Annotated in this window: 13 protein-coding genes and 2 pseudogenes; 4 read left to right on the top strand and 11 right to left on the bottom strand. The window is 62.0% G+C overall.

Annotation, left to right across the window (positions count from 1 at the left end; all coding sequences use genetic code 11):
• Nucleotides 1–306 precede the first annotated feature (306 nt).
• Nucleotides 307–1,077 (top strand): annotated as a pseudogene (locus tag EN807_RS21230) (M48 family metalloprotease); the annotation flags it as partial.
• Here the strand turns inward: EN807_RS21230 and EN807_RS21225 are convergent.
• Nucleotides 980–2,983, bottom strand: a complete 2,004-nt coding sequence (locus tag EN807_RS21225) for a hypothetical protein (RefSeq protein WP_135936534.1) — start codon at nt 2,981–2,983, stop codon at nt 980–982. The pseudogene EN807_RS21230 and the gene EN807_RS21225 sit on opposite strands and share 98 nt — an antisense overlap.
• Nucleotides 2,980–4,512, bottom strand: coding sequence for an NAD(P)H-hydrate dehydratase (locus EN807_RS21220; RefSeq protein ID WP_135936533.1), 1,533 nt, complete (start codon nt 4,510–4,512; stop codon nt 2,980–2,982). Before EN807_RS21220 ends, EN807_RS21225 begins: the two co-directional genes overlap by 4 nt.
• Nucleotides 4,513–4,912: 400 nt before the next feature.
• Between EN807_RS21220 and EN807_RS21215 the strand changes: the two genes are divergently transcribed.
• Entirely contained in the window at nt 4,913–5,251 is a 339-nt protein-coding gene (locus tag EN807_RS21215; protein WP_006205430.1) for a P-II family nitrogen regulator, read from the top strand.
• Nucleotides 5,252–5,305: 54 nt separating this feature from the next.
• Nucleotides 5,306–6,715, top strand: a complete 1,410-nt coding sequence (gene glnA / locus EN807_RS21210; RefSeq protein WP_095494898.1) for a type I glutamate--ammonia ligase — start codon at nt 5,306–5,308, stop codon at nt 6,713–6,715.
• 168 nt (nt 6,716–6,883) lie between these two features.
• Here glnA and EN807_RS21205 read toward each other — a convergent pair whose 3' ends face one another.
• Nucleotides 6,884–7,924, bottom strand: a complete 1,041-nt coding sequence (locus tag EN807_RS21205; RefSeq protein ID WP_135936532.1) for a glutamine synthetase beta-grasp domain-containing protein — start codon at nt 7,922–7,924, stop codon at nt 6,884–6,886.
• 317 nt (nt 7,925–8,241) lie between these two features.
• Between EN807_RS21205 and EN807_RS21200 the strand changes: the two genes are divergently transcribed.
• Nucleotides 8,242–8,436 (top strand): DUF2735 domain-containing protein, encoded by a 195-nt coding sequence (locus tag EN807_RS21200; RefSeq protein WP_135936531.1) that lies wholly within the window; start codon nt 8,242–8,244, stop codon nt 8,434–8,436.
• An 84-nt stretch (nt 8,437–8,520) separates the two neighbouring features.
• On the opposite strand, the gene EN807_RS21195 is transcribed toward EN807_RS21200, so the two are convergent.
• The 8 genes and pseudogenes from EN807_RS21195 to EN807_RS21155 all read right to left on the bottom strand — a co-directional run bounded on the left by EN807_RS21195 (nt 8,521) and on the right by EN807_RS21155 (nt 15,488).
• Entirely contained in the window at nt 8,521–10,410 is a 1,890-nt protein-coding gene (locus EN807_RS21195) for an MFS transporter (protein WP_135936530.1), read from the bottom strand.
• A 285-nt stretch (nt 10,411–10,695) separates the two neighbouring features.
• Nucleotides 10,696–11,487, bottom strand: coding sequence for an ATP12 family chaperone protein (locus EN807_RS21185; protein ID WP_135936528.1), 792 nt, complete (start codon nt 11,485–11,487; stop codon nt 10,696–10,698).
• 11 nt (nt 11,488–11,498) lie between these two features.
• Nucleotides 11,499–11,702 (bottom strand): annotated as a pseudogene (locus EN807_RS21180) (EamA family transporter); the annotation flags it as partial.
• A gap of 131 nt (nt 11,703–11,833) precedes the next feature.
• The gene (locus EN807_RS21175; protein ID WP_135936527.1) at nt 11,834–12,814 is read right to left on the bottom strand and encodes an RluA family pseudouridine synthase; all 981 of its coding nucleotides are present in this window, start codon (nt 12,812–12,814) and stop codon (nt 11,834–11,836) included.
• A gap of 62 nt (nt 12,815–12,876) precedes the next feature.
• Complete coding sequence (locus EN807_RS21170; RefSeq protein WP_135936526.1) at nt 12,877–13,215, bottom strand: DUF190 domain-containing protein; 339 nt, start codon at nt 13,213–13,215, stop codon at nt 12,877–12,879.
• Entirely contained in the window at nt 13,212–13,583 is a 372-nt protein-coding gene (gene crcB, locus EN807_RS21165) for a fluoride efflux transporter CrcB (RefSeq protein ID WP_246684255.1), read from the bottom strand. The genes EN807_RS21170 and crcB (EN807_RS21165) overlap by 4 nt, the downstream gene beginning before the upstream one ends.
• Nucleotides 13,584–13,708: 125 nt before the next feature.
• Complete coding sequence (gene crcB, locus EN807_RS21160; protein WP_135936524.1) at nt 13,709–14,098, bottom strand: fluoride efflux transporter CrcB; 390 nt, start codon at nt 14,096–14,098, stop codon at nt 13,709–13,711.
• A 79-nt stretch (nt 14,099–14,177) separates the two neighbouring features.
• A complete protein-coding gene (locus EN807_RS21155; protein WP_135936523.1) occupies nt 14,178–15,488 on the bottom strand; it encodes a replication-associated recombination protein A in 1,311 nt (436 codons plus the stop codon).
• Nucleotides 15,489–15,502: the final 14 nt, after the last annotated feature.

Here is a 15,502-nt window from a genome sequence, read left to right as displayed (position 1 = left end):
TCGCGGGCGGTGCTGTTGCCGTACCGGCTGCAATGCTGGCTTTCGTTCTGTTATTTGGAGCATTGTTTGCCGGTTTTCGGCCTAGCAGGGTGGAAGGGATTACTCGGGAATCGGCCCCAAAATTGTGGGCAGTGTCGGAAAGCGTTGCCGGCAAACATCGCGCCAGCCACACGACGATTGTGCTAAGCAGTGACCTGAATGCCAGCATAGGGGAAGAGCGCCCGTTTCTGGGTCTGCTCGGCCGTCGAGTGATCTTGACCGTCGGTATCCCGTTGCTGGCCGTGACCGACGAAAAAGGCATTTTCGGCAATCCTTGCTCACGAACACGCTCATCTGAGAAACAGGGATACAAACGGCGGCCTCAATCTCGCCGAGCTCGACAAAAGCTTCGATTTGATCTTCGAATATGCTCCTCCCGGAAAGACGGTTTCCGGCAGCCTGTTTTACTGGATAATGGCTCCGCTGTCGTATTCTCTGAAACGCGAAGGAATACGGCTATCGCGCCGAGCGGAAATCGACGCCGATCGTCATGCGGCAATGTCAGGCGATTCGTATGAAGCAGCGCGCGCCCTGCTCCTGATCGCCGCCGCCGACAAATTCTTCGACGACCGGGTTTACAATCCGCTCAAGCGTGAGTTGCTTGGCGCGATGGCGCCGCCTCGCCCGCCGCTTGATAGAGTTCTGGCGGTGTGCAGCGACTTGTCGAGCACGAGCATTCTGCAAGAGTATGCACTGAAGGCCTGGGCCGCTGCCGATGACGAGAAGGCGGACCACCCGCCATGGTCGGAACGTCTGACTGCGCTTGGATATAGCTCCGTTCCAACGATAGAGCCGGTTTTGGTTCCTGCCCTGTCGAGCCTGCTGAGCAATGAAATGATCGCAGAGCGGGTTCGCCATTTCGATAGTGAATGGACAACGAAAATCGCCGATTATCTCGATCGTTGGGCGATCCCTCTGGATTGTTGCGAGGAGGTACCGGTCACTCCGCTTCCGCCGCGCCAAACCCCGCCCCCATGGTGGCGCGGACAGCGCCCGCCCAGGGTGTCGCATGGTTGTCGATGCGCATCTGGAAAATGAAATAGGTCGGCGAGCAGAAGCCAATACCTTTCACCCTGCCGATACCAGGCGTATCGGGCGGCAGCGACTGGCACATATAATCCTCGCGGCAGAAATGCTCGGCCGAGCAGGCCGGCCGGTTGCCGCGGTTGACCGCGCCGCCTAGGCACTGGTCGAAATTGTTGGTCGCCACGCAAATGTCGAATTTTTTGCCGCCAACCAGCCCGCAGATCTCGTTCGGCATCGGCTTGCCCGGCTTGAAGCCGGCAAAAGCACGATCCTTGTCGTCGCAGCCGCGATAGGCAATGCCGGCCGGCACGCCGATCTTCGGTGGCCGGCAGGTGTAGGCGGTGCGCGAAATGTCGGTCGCGAAGGCTGCGAACTGGCCTGCTATTCTGTAGCGATCATTGAAAGGCTGCGCCGGGTTGCTGGTGATCGAGCCGGTCAGGCATGGATGGCCGGAGAACATCTTTTCGCTGTCTTTGGGCAGCAGGCATTGCGCCAGCTTCGTCCGCACGCCCGACGCAGTCGCCAGCGGCGTGCAGACGGTGCCGCCGCCGCATTGCCAGATCGTGCCGAAGCGGACCTGATCCTCCGCCATTAGGCACGGCATCGCCATTTCGGCCGGCGCATAGTCGACCTCGCCAGCGTCCTTCCACACGGCCGGCGGCGCGAAGGACAGCGGGCGGAAGCGGTTCGGCTCCTTGCCGTCGGCGGTCGCACGCAGCCAGGCCTCGCGCCGCGGTATCTCGGCATGAAGATGCGGCGAGATGCCGACCTCGATGCGATTCAGCGGCGAGGTCGTCTTGTCGTCGCGGCCGATGAAATGGAAACCGGCGGTCGAACCCGCCTGATGGCAACCCTGGCAGGCGCCATTGTCGAGCCGCTCGACCAGCGCTTCCGGCGTGCGCACCAGCTTCAGCGCGGAATAGTCGAGCCCAGAAAAATCCGCGGGCTGGAACAGCGGCGTGAACGGGTGATTGGCCTGCCTTGCGCTGCCGAAAGTCGACCACGAGATGACTTTCTTCGCCAGGAATTCATGCGGGATCTTATAGACACCGAGGTCCACCGCGGCTGCATTGGCGCTGATATAGTCGGCGAGTTTTGCTTTCAGCGCGGCGTCTTCGGCAAGCCGCGCGGCGTCGGGCGTATTTTCCAGCGGCTTTTCGCTGACCGCCTCTCCATCGATGCCGAAAATGCGCATGAGGTAGGCAGCCTGCCCGCCGAATTCGGTCTCCTGGCCGGAGGGAAAGCGCACCACCTGGGCGTTGAGTTCGAGCTGCTCAAAGCTCAGCCCGGCCTTCTCCAGCGGCCCGCCGATGAGCCAGCCGGTATCGACGGACTCGTCGAGTTGCGGCGTCCAGCGCCCGGCAACGCCGACGCAGCCGCCATCGGCATCCGGCGCGGCGCTGTAGATGGCATTGAAGTTGAACGGCAGGCGCGAGGCCAGAACCTTGCCGTTTTTCTTGAAGCTGTAGGCAAGGCGATAGATGAAACGCACCTCGCCGCAGCGCCCTTCGCCGCGCGCCTCGGCGAAATCGCGCCGATCGAGCCTGTTGACGACGCCGACCAGCCGGAAGCGCGCGGCGTCCGTCTTCAGCCAGCGCATGTCTATGATGCGGCCGACATTGCCGTCGGTGACTTCGTAGAGCGGCCGCCCGCCAGCCTTCATCTCGGCCCGCAGCGCGGCGACATCGGTTGCAACCGTCTCGACGATCCGGTGATAGGCCGGCGCCTTGTCATAGAGCGTCTTCAGGTCGCCCTTGCCATCGACACCGAAAATGCTGGCGAAATCAAAACCTTTGGCATCGAGGGCGGCGAGCACGGCCGGATCGTCGACAATGGTCACGGGACCTTCGGCACGCGCGGTGTGCGCCATGAAAACAGCGACGAAGATTGCGGCAAGCAGGGCGAACCCGCGGCTCATCGAGCAGTCACCTCGTTGCGACATTCGGCAAGCTCGCGCAGCACCGGCACCAGCGCCAGCGGCAAATCCTCGGCGATCAGCCCTGGTCCGAAACGGCTGCCGGCCTCGGCATGAATCCAGACCGCCGCGCAGGCGGCTTCGAAAGCCGGCATGCCTTGCGCCAGGAAACCGGCAATGACCCCCGACAGCACGTCGCCCGAACCGGCGGTGGCCAGCCATGGCGCGCCATTGCAGTTGATCGCCGCTCTGCCATCGGGCGCCGCGATCACCGTGTCCGCGCCTTTGTAGACGACGATTGCGCCGGCGCGCTCGGCCGCAGAGCGCGCCTTGGCCAGCTTGGACAGGTCCCTGTCTCCGGCGATGTCCGGAAACAGTCTGGCGAATTCGCCCTCATGCGGCGTCAGCACCAGCGCTGGCGTGTTCAGACGACGGGCGGCTTCGAACAGAACTTTCGGGGTCTCGCGAAACGAGGTGATGCCATCGGCATCGAGCACCAGCCCGTCGACCCTGCCGTCTTGCCGCTGCCCGGTGGCCAGCACGCCAACGGCAAAATCCCGTGTTTTTTCGCCGACGCCGAATCCGGGTCCGAGGACGAAAGCCGACGGCCGGCGGTCGCCGATGAATTCCTGTACGTCCGCGATGCTGTCGGCCCTGCGCAGCATGATCGAGGTCAGATGCGCGGCATTCGCCTGCAGCGCGTTCGCCGGCGACAGCACCGTCACCGCCCCTGCCCCGCTTCTGGCCGAGGCAAGCGCCGACAGCCGCGCGGCACCCGTCGCGGACGGCCCGCCGGAGAAGACGCCGACATGGCCGCGCCTGTATTTATGCGCATCGACGGCTGGAACCGGGAAACTTTGTAGCCAAAGCGGCGGGGTGTTCTCGAAGGTTCGCGGTTCAAGCTGCGCAACGATCCCGCCGCCGATGCCGATATCGGCAAGCACCAACTCGCCGCACATCTCGCGCCCAGGCAACAGCAGATGGCCGGGCTTTTTTCGCGCAAACGTCACCGTGATCCGGGCGTGGAATGCTCGGCCGAGAACCTGGCCGCTCTCGCCTGATACACCTGAGGGCAGATCGACCGCAACGACAGGCAGGTTCAGCTCTGTCGCGACCTCGACTGCCTTGGCGGCATCGCCGGACAGCGGCTTGGACAGCCCTGCCCCATAGAGCGCGTCGACCAGGATCGCTCCTGCCTCGGCGGCAAATTCCGACAGCGGCCGAGGCCTGACCGGGCATTCCGAAGCGGCGAGCGCCGCGTCGCTGCCGGTTTTGGGGAAGCCGGATGCCCATATCAAGACGTCGACGGCGCTGTCCTGAAGAATGCGGGCGACGACATATCCGTCGCCGCCATTGTTGCCGGGCCCGCACAGTACGTGTACGCGTCTGGCAGCCGGAAAACGGGCGAGCACTACCGCAGCGACCGCGGCACCTGCATTGCGCATCAGGCCAATGCCGTTGAGTGGTCCGGCGGAAATCGTCAACCAGTCGGCCTCAGCCATTTCGGCCGGAGACAAAATTTCATTGTTCATGGATGCCGATCCGCATTGGCTCAAGCCCGACCCCTGTGGTCAAACCCCGATCCCTGTGGTCAAACATTGTCCAGTTTTCGGTTCGAAGCAAACGGTGATGAGATGGCACGATCTATAAGCACATCGTTTGGGGGACAATGGCTTCTTCGAAGCACAAATGCTCGCGAAATGCTCTGTCTGCCCAATTATTGTGCGGACGGAAGCGCCGACAATGTGTAGGTTCCCAGTATCCATGACGCATCCAACACGGCGAATGACGCGAATTTATCCCCCAACGCGGCATGGCATCGAAATCGCGTGATACCGCTTCGAATCCCCTCAAATTGGCACAGTTCGTGCTTGAAGGAGGCGCAAGCGGGGCTCACAACCCGTTTTTTTGGCAGTGGAGGCCACTTTTTACATGAAAAAGATCGAAGCGATCATCAAGCCGTTCAAACTAGACGAAGTGAAGGAAGCGCTTCAGGAGGCCGGGCTGCAAGGCATCACCGTTACGGAGGCCAAGGGTTTTGGCCGCCAGAAGGGCCATACCGAACTCTATCGCGGCGCTGAATATGTCGTGGATTTTCTGCCCAAGGTGAAAATCGAGGTCGTGCTCGGCGACGACGCGGTCGAAGGCGCGATCGAAGCCATTCGCAAGGCGGCCCAGACCGGCCGTATCGGCGACGGCAAGATCTTCGTCTCCAACATCGAGGAAGTCGTGCGCATCCGCACCGGCGAAACAGGGATGGACGCGGTCTGAGGTTTCTGATTTCAGATCATCTCCTCGAAAGGTCATCACATAGGGAAACATGACATGACGACAGCCAAAGACATCATGAAGCAGATCAAGGACAACGACGTGAAATTCGTTGACCTGCGCTTCACAGATCCGAAGGGCAAGCTGCAGCACGTGACGATGGATGTCGTTGAGGTCGAGGAAGACATGTTTGCCGACGGCGTCATGTTCGATGGATCCTCCATCGCCGGCTGGAAGGCGATCAACGAGTCCGACATGGTGCTGATGCCCGATACCGAGACGGTGCATATGGACCCGTTCTTCGCACAGTCGACCATGGTCATCCTGTGCGACATCCTCGATCCGATCTCCGGAGAATCCTACAACCGCGACCCGCGCGGCACCGCCAAGAAGGCCGAAGCCTATATGAAGGCGGAAGGCATCGGCGATCAGATCTTCGTTGGCCCGGAAGCCGAGTTCTTCGTGTTCGACGACGTCAAGTACAAGGCCGACCCGTACAACACCGGCTTCAAGCTCGACTCCACCGAATTGCCGTCCAACGACGACACCGACTACGAGACCGGCAATCTCGGTCACCGTCCGCGCATCAAGGGCGGCTATTTCCCGGTGCCGCCGATCGACTCGGCGCAGGACATGCGCTCGGAGATGCTGACGGTGCTCGCCGAAATGGGCGTGCGCGTCGAAAAGCATCACCACGAAGTGGCCGCTGCCCAGCACGAACTCGGCATCAAGTTCGACACCCTGGTCCGCAACGCCGACAAGATGCTGATCTACAAGTATGTCGTGCACCAGGTCGCTAACGCCTACGGCAAGACGGCCACCTTCATGCCCAAGCCGGTCTTCGGCGACAACGGCTCGGGCATGCACGTCCACCAGTCGATCTGGAAGGAGGGCAAGCCGACCTTCGCCGGCAACGAATATGCCGGCCTCTCGGAGAGCTGCCTGTTTTACATCGGCGGCATCATCAAGCACGCCAAGGCGATCAACGCCTTCACCAACCCGCTGACCAATTCCTACAAGCGCCTGGTGCCGGGCTATGAAGCGCCGGTGCTGCTCGCCTATTCGGCGCGCAACCGCTCTGCCTCCTGCCGCATTCCATTCGGCTCGTCGCCGAAGGCCAAGCGCGTCGAGGTCCGCTTCCCCGATCCGGGCGCGAACCCCTACCTCGCCTTTGCCGCCATGCTGATGGCCGGCCTGGACGGCATCAAGAACAAGATCCATCCCGGCCAGCCGATGGACAAGGATCTCTACGACCTGCCGCCGAAGGAACTGAAGAAGATCCCGACCGTCTGCGGCTCGCTGCGCGAGGCGCTGCAGAGCCTCGACAAGGACCGCGGCTTCCTGAAGGCCGGCGGCGTGTTCGACGACGACCAGATCGACAGCTACATCGAGCTCAAGATGGCCGAAGTGATGCGCTTCGAGATGACCCCGCATCCGGTCGAATACGACATGTATTATTCGGTCTGAGCGGATCGGCTAAAGGACAACAAAACCCCGCCGGAGCGATCCGGCGGGGTTTTTTGTTTGGGATGGAGAATACAAATCGAGCAGTTGGTGTAGTCGCCCTTGGCAAAACGCCGACGCGACGAGAGCGAGACACGGCGCAGACACGAAGTCCACGCCGTGACTGCATGCTCAAGCGGCAGCCGAAACCTCTGCGCTGGCCGGGACGGACGCGATCGTTTTCAGGATCTGCGAGGCGATCTGGTAGGGGTCGCCTTGCGAGTTCGGGCGGCGATCCTCGAGGTAACCCTTATAGCCATTGTTGATGAAGGAATGCGGCACTCGGATCGAGGCGCCGCGGTCGGCGATGCCATAGCTGAACCTGTTCCATGGCGCGGTCTCATGCTTGCCGGTCAGACGCTTGTCGTTGTCCGGGCCGTAGACGGCGATGTGATCCATCAGGTTCTTGTCGAAGGCGGCCATCAGCGCCTCGAAATAGTCCTTGCCGCCGACATCGCGCATGTAAGCGGTCGAGAAGTTGGCGTGCATGCCGGAACCGTTCCAGTCGGTGTCGCCGAGCGGCTTGCAGTGGTATTCGATATCGATGCCGTATTTCTCGGTGAGGCGCTGCATCAGGTAGCGGGCCATCCACATCTGGTCGGCGGCCTTCTTGGAGCCCTTGCCAAAGATCTGGAATTCCCACTGGCCCTTGGCCACCTCGGCGTTGATGCCTTCATGGTTGATGCCGGCGGCAAGGCAGAGGTCGAGATGCTCCTCGACGATCTGCCTGGCGACGCTGCCGACGTTGCTGTAGCCGACGCCGGTGTAGTACGGGCCTTGCGGCGCGGGGTAGCCGCTCTCGGGGAAGCCGAGCGGGCGGCCGTCCTTGTAGAAGAAATACTCCTGCTCGAAGCCGAACCAGGCGCCCTCGTCGTCAAGGATGGTGGCGCGCTTGTTGGATGCATGCGGCGTCACGCCGTCCGGCATCATGACTTCGCACATGACGAGCACGCCATTGCTGCGCGCGGGATCGGGGTAGATGGCGACCGGCTTCAGCACGCAGTCGGACGAGTGGCCTTCGGCCTGCATGGTCGAGGAACCGTCGAAGCCCCACAGCGGAAGCTGGTCGAGCGTCGGGAATTCGGCATATTCCTTGATCTGCGTCTTTCCACGAAGGTTGGGAACCGGGGTGTATCCATCGAGCCAAATGTACTCGAGCTTGTATTTCGTCATTCTAGCCTCTCGTTGCTTTGATCACCGAACCTTGGACGGCGCCGGCATGCCAGCCACCCTGCAGCCGACCTGCCGGACTATTAAAAAGCAATTCGTGTGCCATTCTCGCCGGCGAAGGATGCGACAAAACTGACGCCGCATGCCGACAAATCCGCTGCCGCGTAATCGCAGTGCGTCCGGATCAATCACAAGCATGTTCTGCATAAATAACAGGCAGATACTGATCTTTTTATAATCATATTGCCTAACTGGATTGCAGAACCTATCTTTGGGAAAGATTGAATCGGCAAGGCTCTGCACTAGAAGGGAGACCGACAATGGAAATCACTCCTACCCGTCAGTCGGCCAAAATCCTGATGTTCCCGGCGGCAGCGCGCGCTTCTGCCTCAAATTTAAGCGGAAAGGCTAAGTTCGCGGCAGAACTTGCTTCATTGCGCAACCGTACGGATTTCGGAAGCGGCTGGTACCACGACGCGGCCATCGAGGAAGAAAAACAGGACCGGAACAGCTAACCTTTCCTCCGCATCGCTTTGACGAATTGAAAAGCCCGGCGCGATCGCTCGCGCCGGGCTTTTCATTTTGCTGTCAGGCGAGGATCAGGTCTTGGCGTGCAAGTCCGTTCCCAGCGTATCCCTGACGAAGATCGTGCCGATGACCAGCGACATCGCCGCGATCACCACCGGATACCAGAGGCCGTAATAGATATCGCCGCTGTAGGCGCTGAGCGCGAACACCGTCGCCGGCAGCAGGCCGCCGAACCAGCCATTGCCGATGTGATAGGGCAACGACATGCCGGTATAGCGGATGCGGGTCGGGAACATTTCTACCAGGATCGCCGCGATCGGTCCGTAGACCATGGTCACGTAAAGGACCAGGACGAACAGGATGCCGATGACCTTTGCCCAGCTGACCTGTTCAGGGTCGGCAAACATGGCAAAGGCGCCTGCTTCGGGGATGTTGTAGACGGTGATCTCGGGCGCTCCCGCCGCGGCCTCATCGGCCGTCAGCAGCTTGTCCTTGATCGCCTGGTCGGCCGCAACCGTCGTCTTGTCGCCGGCGCGGATTGCGGCAGCGTCGAGCTTCAGTTCCGGATTGGCCGCGACAAACGCGTCAAGCTTCTGGTCGGCGACCTTGGCCGCAGCACGCTTCAGCGGATAGCCGCCGTCCTGCAACGCAATGTTGATTGCCTTCTTGAACGCGGCGTCGCTTGAAGTTGCCTTGTCTGCGGCCGCCACGGCGTCATAGGACGTCACCGTTTCGGTGCCGATCTTGACACTGGCCGCGGTCCCCGCTGCCGCTGTCGTGACAATGTCATAGGGGACGGAGCTCTTGGCAAGGAAATCCGTCGCGATGTCACACGACGTGAGAGGCTTGCGTGTTCCGGTCGGATTGAACTGGAACTTGCAGTCGCCAGGCGCAGCGGTAATCGTGGCACGGGTGTTTTGCTGCGCGGTGGCGAGCGCCGGGTTGGCTGCCCAGGTCAGCGCCTTGAACAGCGGGAAGGTCGTGACGATCGCCAGCGCCAGGCCCGTCATGATGATCGGCTTGCGGCCAATCTTGTCGGAGAGCCAGCCGAACACGACGAAGAATATCGTGCCGAGCGCCAGCGCGATAGCGATCATGATGTTGACCGACTGGCCGTCAACCTTGAGCACGTTCTGCAGGAAGAACAGCGCATAGAATTGGCCGTTGTACCAGACCACGGCCTGGCCGGCGGTGAGGCCGAGAAGCGCCAGAATGGCGATCTTGGCATTTTTCCATTGGCCGAACGCTTCCGTCAGTGGCGCCTTGGAGCCCTTACCTTCGTCCTTCATCCGCTGGAATGTCGGCGATTCGGCAAGCGACAGGCGAATCCAGACCGAAATGCCCAGCAGGATCGCTGAGACCAGGAACGGAATGCGCCAGCCCCAGTCCGCGAAGTCTTCCTTGCTCAGCGAATTCTGCACGGTCAGGATGACGATCAGCGACAGGAACAGGCCGAGCGTGGCCGTCGTCTGGATCCATGACGTGTAGAAGCCACGACGATCGTCGGGCGCGTGCTCGGCGACGTAGGTCGCGGCACCGCCATACTCGCCACCGAGCGCCAGTCCCTGCAGCATGCGCAGCGCAACCAGGATGATCGGCGCCGCGATGCCCCAACTGGCCGCGCCAGGAAGTATGCCGACCAGGAAGGTCGACAGACCCATGATCAGGATGGTGACGAGAAAAGTGTATTTGCGGCCGACGAGATCGCCGATGCGGCCGAATACCAGCGCACCGAACGGGCGCACGAGGAAGCCTGCGGCGAAAGCCAGCAGCGTGAAGATGTTGCGCGTTGTTTCAGGATACTGAGTGAAGAACGCAGCGCCGATCGAGGCCGCCAAGGTGCCGTAGAGATAAAAATCATACCATTCGAAAACGGTGCCGAGTGAGGAAGCGAAGATGACTTTCTTCTCTTCCCGCGTCATGCCGCGGCTTGCTCTGCCGGCGGTCGCTGCCATTACCATGAATTCGTCCTCCCGTGACATCTCGCTGTGCTTGATGCTGCGCGGTGTCGTGCCTAGACACGAACTCGGGCAACAATCGCCGCGAGAAATGACAGAAAGCGCCGCCCAGAGGCAGCCCGCCTTTGGGATTATGACTTTGGTCCAATGCATCGGCCCGAAGATCGGAATCGATCTACGGAAAGCACGATGCATAGATTCAAAGTTTTAGAGCGTACTTCGCACGTCCAACTGGAACGCACGTCGCTCCAATGTGCTACGCGAAACGAATGAGGGCGGCGATTGCGGTCAGCCCTTGAGCGCCTCGAGAAGACCGACCGCCGCCATGAAATCGCGTTTGCGGTGGGCACGGCGGGCGACAGCCTCCGCGTCATGTCCCCAGTGCTCGGCCTGCCAGTCCTCGTCGACATGGCCGGCAGTCCATGCGGCGTCGCCGTCGATCTCGCCGAACTCGACGGCCAGCGCCAGCAGCGCCGATCCCGTCAGCGACGTCATGACGTGGATGGCCACCAGCCGTAGCGGGTCGGCACGCTGGGCAAGATGAACGCCGAGCAACGCAATGCTCTCGCGCGGCTGCTCGACATGGATCACCCCTTCGGCGAGGTGAAAGCGGGCGCCAAGCGCGCTCCGCGCCCAGTCGATGATAGGATCCCAATGTTCGTTCTGACGGTCGACCAGCCCTTGCGGGGTCTCGGCGCGATAGCAGAGCAGATCGGACGAGGCGAAGCGCAGGACGTCCTCCAGTACCGCCTGCGGGTCGCTGGCGACGCCGTCGATGGCTGTATTGACCAGACGCATGACCGGCATTGCCACGGGGTCGATGGTTTCACCCTGCGCGGCGAACTCGTCAGCGACCAGAGCGGCGGCTTTTTCGGTCGGCAGCACCAGCGGCGCTTTGCCCGGCGTGCGAACCGGCTTGCCATCGAGATGAACGGCAAAACCATTTTCGGCCGGTGCGACCGAGACGGCTTTGTAGAAGCGTTTCGGCAGGTGCGTCTTCATCTGGATCTGGGCACGGCGTACCGGATCCGGATCGGAGAGCTGCTTTCCCGCTTCGAGGTCGTTGAGAATATCGCGCATGCCGGAGCCTTTCATCCGGGGATCTGTTTTCGGGCCGGCCGATTCACAATGATCAGACCGGCTGCGATGAGGCCGAGTGCCAGGAAAATACGAATGGTCAGCGGCTCGTTCAAGAAGATGGCGCCGCACATCACGCCGAACACCGGCGACAGGAAGGTGAAGCTCGACAGGCCCGATGCCGGATAGCGCCGCAGCAGCCAGAACCAGAGCACATAGCCGGCATAGGAGATCTTGGCGGCGACGTAGTTCAGCCCCCAGGAAAACGTCAGTCCGAGCATGATGGCGGCGGCCGCTATGTCGACCCTGTCGCGGCGGTCGAGTGTATCGGTAGCGATACCCACTGGACCTAGTCCTCGGCGCTGGCGTCGTCGAAGCCGAGCAGGTTCCAGCTCTGGCGCATATGCGGCGGCATCGGTGCGGTGACGTCGATAAGACCCTTGTCGGGATGCGGGATGACGATGCGGCGCGCGTGCAGATGCAAGCGGTTCTGCATGCCGCCGGGGAAATCCCAATTGGTGTCGGCCTCGAAATATTTGGGATCACCGATGATCGGGCAGCCGATGTGAGCGGCATGGACGCGAAGCTGGTGGGTACGGCCGGTATAGGGTTCCATCTCCAGCCAGGACAGGGTCTGCGCTGCCTGCTCAACGATCCGGTAATAGGACACCGCGTGGTCGGCGCCCTTTTCGCCATGCTTGGCGACGCGCACGCGGTCGCCGTCGGGCGTCGGCTCCTTGATCAGCCAGGTCGAGATCTTGTCCTCGCGCTTCGGCGGCACGCCCTTGACCAGCGCCCAATAGGTCTTCTTGGTCTCACGCGCCCGGAACGCCTCGGCAAGCTTCATGGCGGCGAGCCTGGTGCGGGCGACGACCAGCACGCCTGACGTGTCGCGGTCGAGCCGGTGCACCAGACGCGGTTTCTCGCCTTTCTGGTTGCGCCAGGCTTCCAGCATGTCGTCGACATTGCGGGTGACACCCGAGCCACCCTGAACGGCAAGGCCTGCAGGCTTGTTGAAGACGAAGGCTTTCGGATCTTCATGGATCAGCATCTTGGCCAGAACGTCGGCGTCGCCCTGGTTGCGGATCGAGTGACCGGTGAGCGGGCTCTCGCCCTTCTTGTCCACTTCGAGCGGCGGGATGCGGACCATCTGGCCCGGCTCGACGCGGGTATCAGCCTTCACCCTGCCACCGTCGACACGGATCTGGCCGGAACGCAGCAGTTTTTGCAGATGGCCGAAGCCAAGCCCCGGAAAATGGGTCTTGAACCAGCGGTCGAGCCGCATACCCGCCTCGCCGGCCTCCACCGTGATCTGTTCAACGCCTGCCATAATTCCAATCGCCGTTTCGGGGGCATGCAACGGCATTCACCGGCACCCGCAACCTCACTCGATCATTCGTTATCGGTTCCATATTGCAGAACCTGAACTTTCTCCAGTGTGATCAAACCACTTGTCATGATTGGTTCAAGGACGGGCAGGAAAGCGGCTATCTTTTCCTCGTCATCGACGATCTCGATCACAAGGGGCAGATCCTCCGACAGACGGAGGATCTTCGTGGTGTGAAGCCGACTGGAATGGCCGAACCCCATCGCCCCGCGCAGGACGGTAGCGCCGGCAATCTGCATTTCGCGGGCCTTCAGCACAATCGCCTCATACAGCGGACGGCCGTCTGCCCTGTCGTTCTCGCCGATGAATATGCGCAGCAACTGCGCCTGTCTTGGTATCTTCATTGCCTGGATCCTCTCAGCCGGTTGAGGCGCACTGCAACGATGTGGCCAAGCCAGACGGCGGCAAGCCACGTTACCACGGAGATCGCGATATTGAGCGCAGCAGCCATAAGCTTCCCGCTTTGCGCGAGGGTGAGCGTTTCAAGGCTGAAGGCGGAGAAGGTTGTCAGGCCACCGCAGAAGCCGGTCATGAAGAACTGGCGCTGCAACGGGCTGGCGAAGACGCGGCCATCCGGCGCCGTCAATGTCGCGTAGAAGCCGATGAGGAATGAGCCGACAATATTCACGAGGAGCGTGCCGAATGGGAATCCATTGCCCCACAGGGCAGTGCTCGTCAGCGAGGCAAGCGCCCGCAGCACGCCGCCAATCATGCTGCCTGCGGCCACGGTCGCATAGATCCGAACCGCTTCGTTCGTTTTGCGCCAGCTAATAAGGCGCGCCGCATGCTCTGCTGCGGCGGTGTCCGTCCCGCCGGAGCGGAGCTTCCGCGGGCTGCTCATGGCGCCCCACTGCCAATCAGCAGACTTCCTGCGGCAAAGCCCAGCGTCACACCACCGAGGCTCAGAAAGACCGAAAGCAGCACATTGCCACCGGCGCGCAGCCATTCGCCCTCACGAGCCAGTGCCAGCGTCTGCAGGCTAAAGGAGGAAACCGTGGTGTAGCAGCCGAGGCCGCCGGTTGCGGCAAAGGCCCAGATGGCGGGCATGCTGTCGCGCGCCACCGCATGCGCAACGACACCGATCCCAAATGCCCCCGAAACGTTGACGACCATTGTGCCCCAGGGAAAGGTCTCGCCGACCCGGCGGGCGACGAAGCCGGACAGGAAGAAGCGGGCCATTGCGCCGATCGCGCCGCCAAGACAGACAAGCAACAGATGATACATCATGCTCCCTCTTGCCGGTCAAGCTACGGTGTCAGGCACCTCCGGCCTTCTTGGTCTCAAGAGACCGCAGGGCCGCGCGAGCCTACTTTTGCCGCTCGCCCCGCAGCTTCGCCCAATAGTCGAGCCGTTTCCTGATATCACGCTCGAAACCGCGCTCCGGCGGATCATAGAATGTGCGGCGGCCCATCTTTTCCGGAAAATAATCCTGTCCGGAAAAAGCGTCAGGCTCGTCGTGGTCGTAACGGTAGTCGGCGCCGTAATCTTCTTCTTTCATCAGCTTGGTCGGCGCGTTGAGGATGTGTTTGGGCGGCAGCAGCGAGCCGAACTCCTTCGCCGCCTGAGTGGCGGCCTTGAAGGCGGTGTAGACGGCGTTGGATTTGGGCGCGCTGGCGAGATAGACGGTGGCCTCGGCGAAGGCGAGCTCGCCCTCTGGCGAGCCCAGGTAGTCGTAGGCATCCTTGGCGGCATTGGCGATGACCAGCGCCTGCGGGTCTGCCAGTCCGATATCCTCCATCGCCATGCGCACCAGCCGGCGGCCGAGATAGAGCGGATCCTCGCCGGCGTCGAACATGCGGGCGAGATAATAGAGGGCGGCGTCCGGGTCGGAGCCGCGCACCGATTTATGCAGCGCCGATATCAGATTGTAGTGGCCGTCCTGGCCCTTATCGTAGATCGGCGCGCGGCGCTGGACGATGCGCTGCAGGCCCTCGGCGCCGAACACCTCGCCTGACTTCGCGGCGCGCCAGACCTCTTCGGCCAGTGTCAGCGCCGCGCGGCCATCGCCATCGCTCATGCGGATGAGCATCGCCCTCGCCTCGTCGTCGAGCGGCAGCGCCCTGCCCTCGGTCTCCTCGGCACGCACCAGCAGTTTTGCCATGCTGTCCTCGCCGAGCGAATGGAAGACCAGCACGCGCGCGCGGGATAGAAGCGCCGCGTTCAGCTCGAAGGAAGGATTCTCGGTGGTGGCGCCAACCAGCACGACTGTGCCGTCTTCCATCACAGGCAGAAAACTGTCCTGCTGGGCCCGATTGAAGCGATGAATCTCGTCGACGAAGAGCAGCGTCTGACGGCCGTTGGTGCGGCGCAGCTTTGCCGCCTCGAATACTTTCTTCAGGTCGGCGACACCGGAAAACACCGCCGATATCTGTTGGAAGGCAAGGCTGGTTTCGCCGGCAAGCAGCCGCGCGACCGTGGTCTTGCCCGTCCCCGGCGGCCCCCAGAAGATCATCGAGCCGAGCGAGCCGGAGCCAATCAGCCGCGTCAGTGAGCCGTCAGGCCCGGTCAGATGCTCCTGGCCAACGACCTCGCCGAGGTTCTTCGGGCGCAGTCGGTCGGCCAGCGGCCTGCCGGGCGGCGCATTTTCCGGTTCATCGACACTGAACAGGTCGGCCATGCACTTCTTTTCGT

It is taken from the genome of Mesorhizobium sp. M5C.F.Ca.ET.164.01.1.1 (assembly GCF_004792125.1).
Classification (GTDB): domain Bacteria; phylum Pseudomonadota; class Alphaproteobacteria; order Rhizobiales; family Rhizobiaceae; genus Mesorhizobium; species Mesorhizobium wenxiniae.
The sequence above is the reverse complement of the archived record's forward strand: the minus strand, read 5'-3'. Positions and strand labels throughout refer to the sequence as shown.

Excerpts from the sequence above, each read along its gene's own strand:
- EN807_RS21225 (WP_135936534.1), bottom strand. The coding sequence starts at position 2,983 with ATGAGCCGCGGGTTCGCCCTGCTTGCCGCAATCTTCGTCGCTGTTTTC.
- EN807_RS21220 (WP_135936533.1), bottom strand. The coding sequence starts at position 4,512 with ATGAACAATGAAATTTTGTCTCCGGCCGAAATGGCTGAGGCCGACTGG.
- EN807_RS21215 (WP_006205430.1), top strand. The coding sequence starts at position 4,913 with ATGAAAAAGATCGAAGCGATCATCAAGCCGTTCAAACTAGACGAAGTG.
- glnA (WP_095494898.1), top strand. The coding sequence starts at position 5,306 with ATGACGACAGCCAAAGACATCATGAAGCAGATCAAGGACAACGACGTG.
- EN807_RS21205 (WP_135936532.1), bottom strand. The coding sequence starts at position 7,924 with ATGACGAAATACAAGCTCGAGTACATTTGGCTCGATGGATACACCCCG.
- EN807_RS21200 (WP_135936531.1), top strand. The coding sequence starts at position 8,242 with ATGGAAATCACTCCTACCCGTCAGTCGGCCAAAATCCTGATGTTCCCG.
- EN807_RS21195 (WP_135936530.1), bottom strand. The coding sequence starts at position 10,410 with ATGGTAATGGCAGCGACCGCCGGCAGAGCAAGCCGCGGCATGACGCGG.
- EN807_RS21185 (WP_135936528.1), bottom strand. The coding sequence starts at position 11,487 with ATGCGCGATATTCTCAACGACCTCGAAGCGGGAAAGCAGCTCTCCGAT.
- EN807_RS21175 (WP_135936527.1), bottom strand. The coding sequence starts at position 12,814 with ATGGCAGGCGTTGAACAGATCACGGTGGAGGCCGGCGAGGCGGGTATG.
- EN807_RS21170 (WP_135936526.1), bottom strand. The coding sequence starts at position 13,215 with ATGAAGATACCAAGACAGGCGCAGTTGCTGCGCATATTCATCGGCGAG.
- crcB (WP_246684255.1), bottom strand. The coding sequence starts at position 13,583 with ATGATTGGCGGCGTGCTGCGGGCGCTTGCCTCGCTGACGAGCACTGCC.
- crcB (WP_135936524.1), bottom strand. The coding sequence starts at position 14,098 with ATGATGTATCATCTGTTGCTTGTCTGTCTTGGCGGCGCGATCGGCGCA.
- EN807_RS21155 (WP_135936523.1), bottom strand. The coding sequence starts at position 15,488 with ATGGCCGACCTGTTCAGTGTCGATGAACCGGAAAATGCGCCGCCCGGC.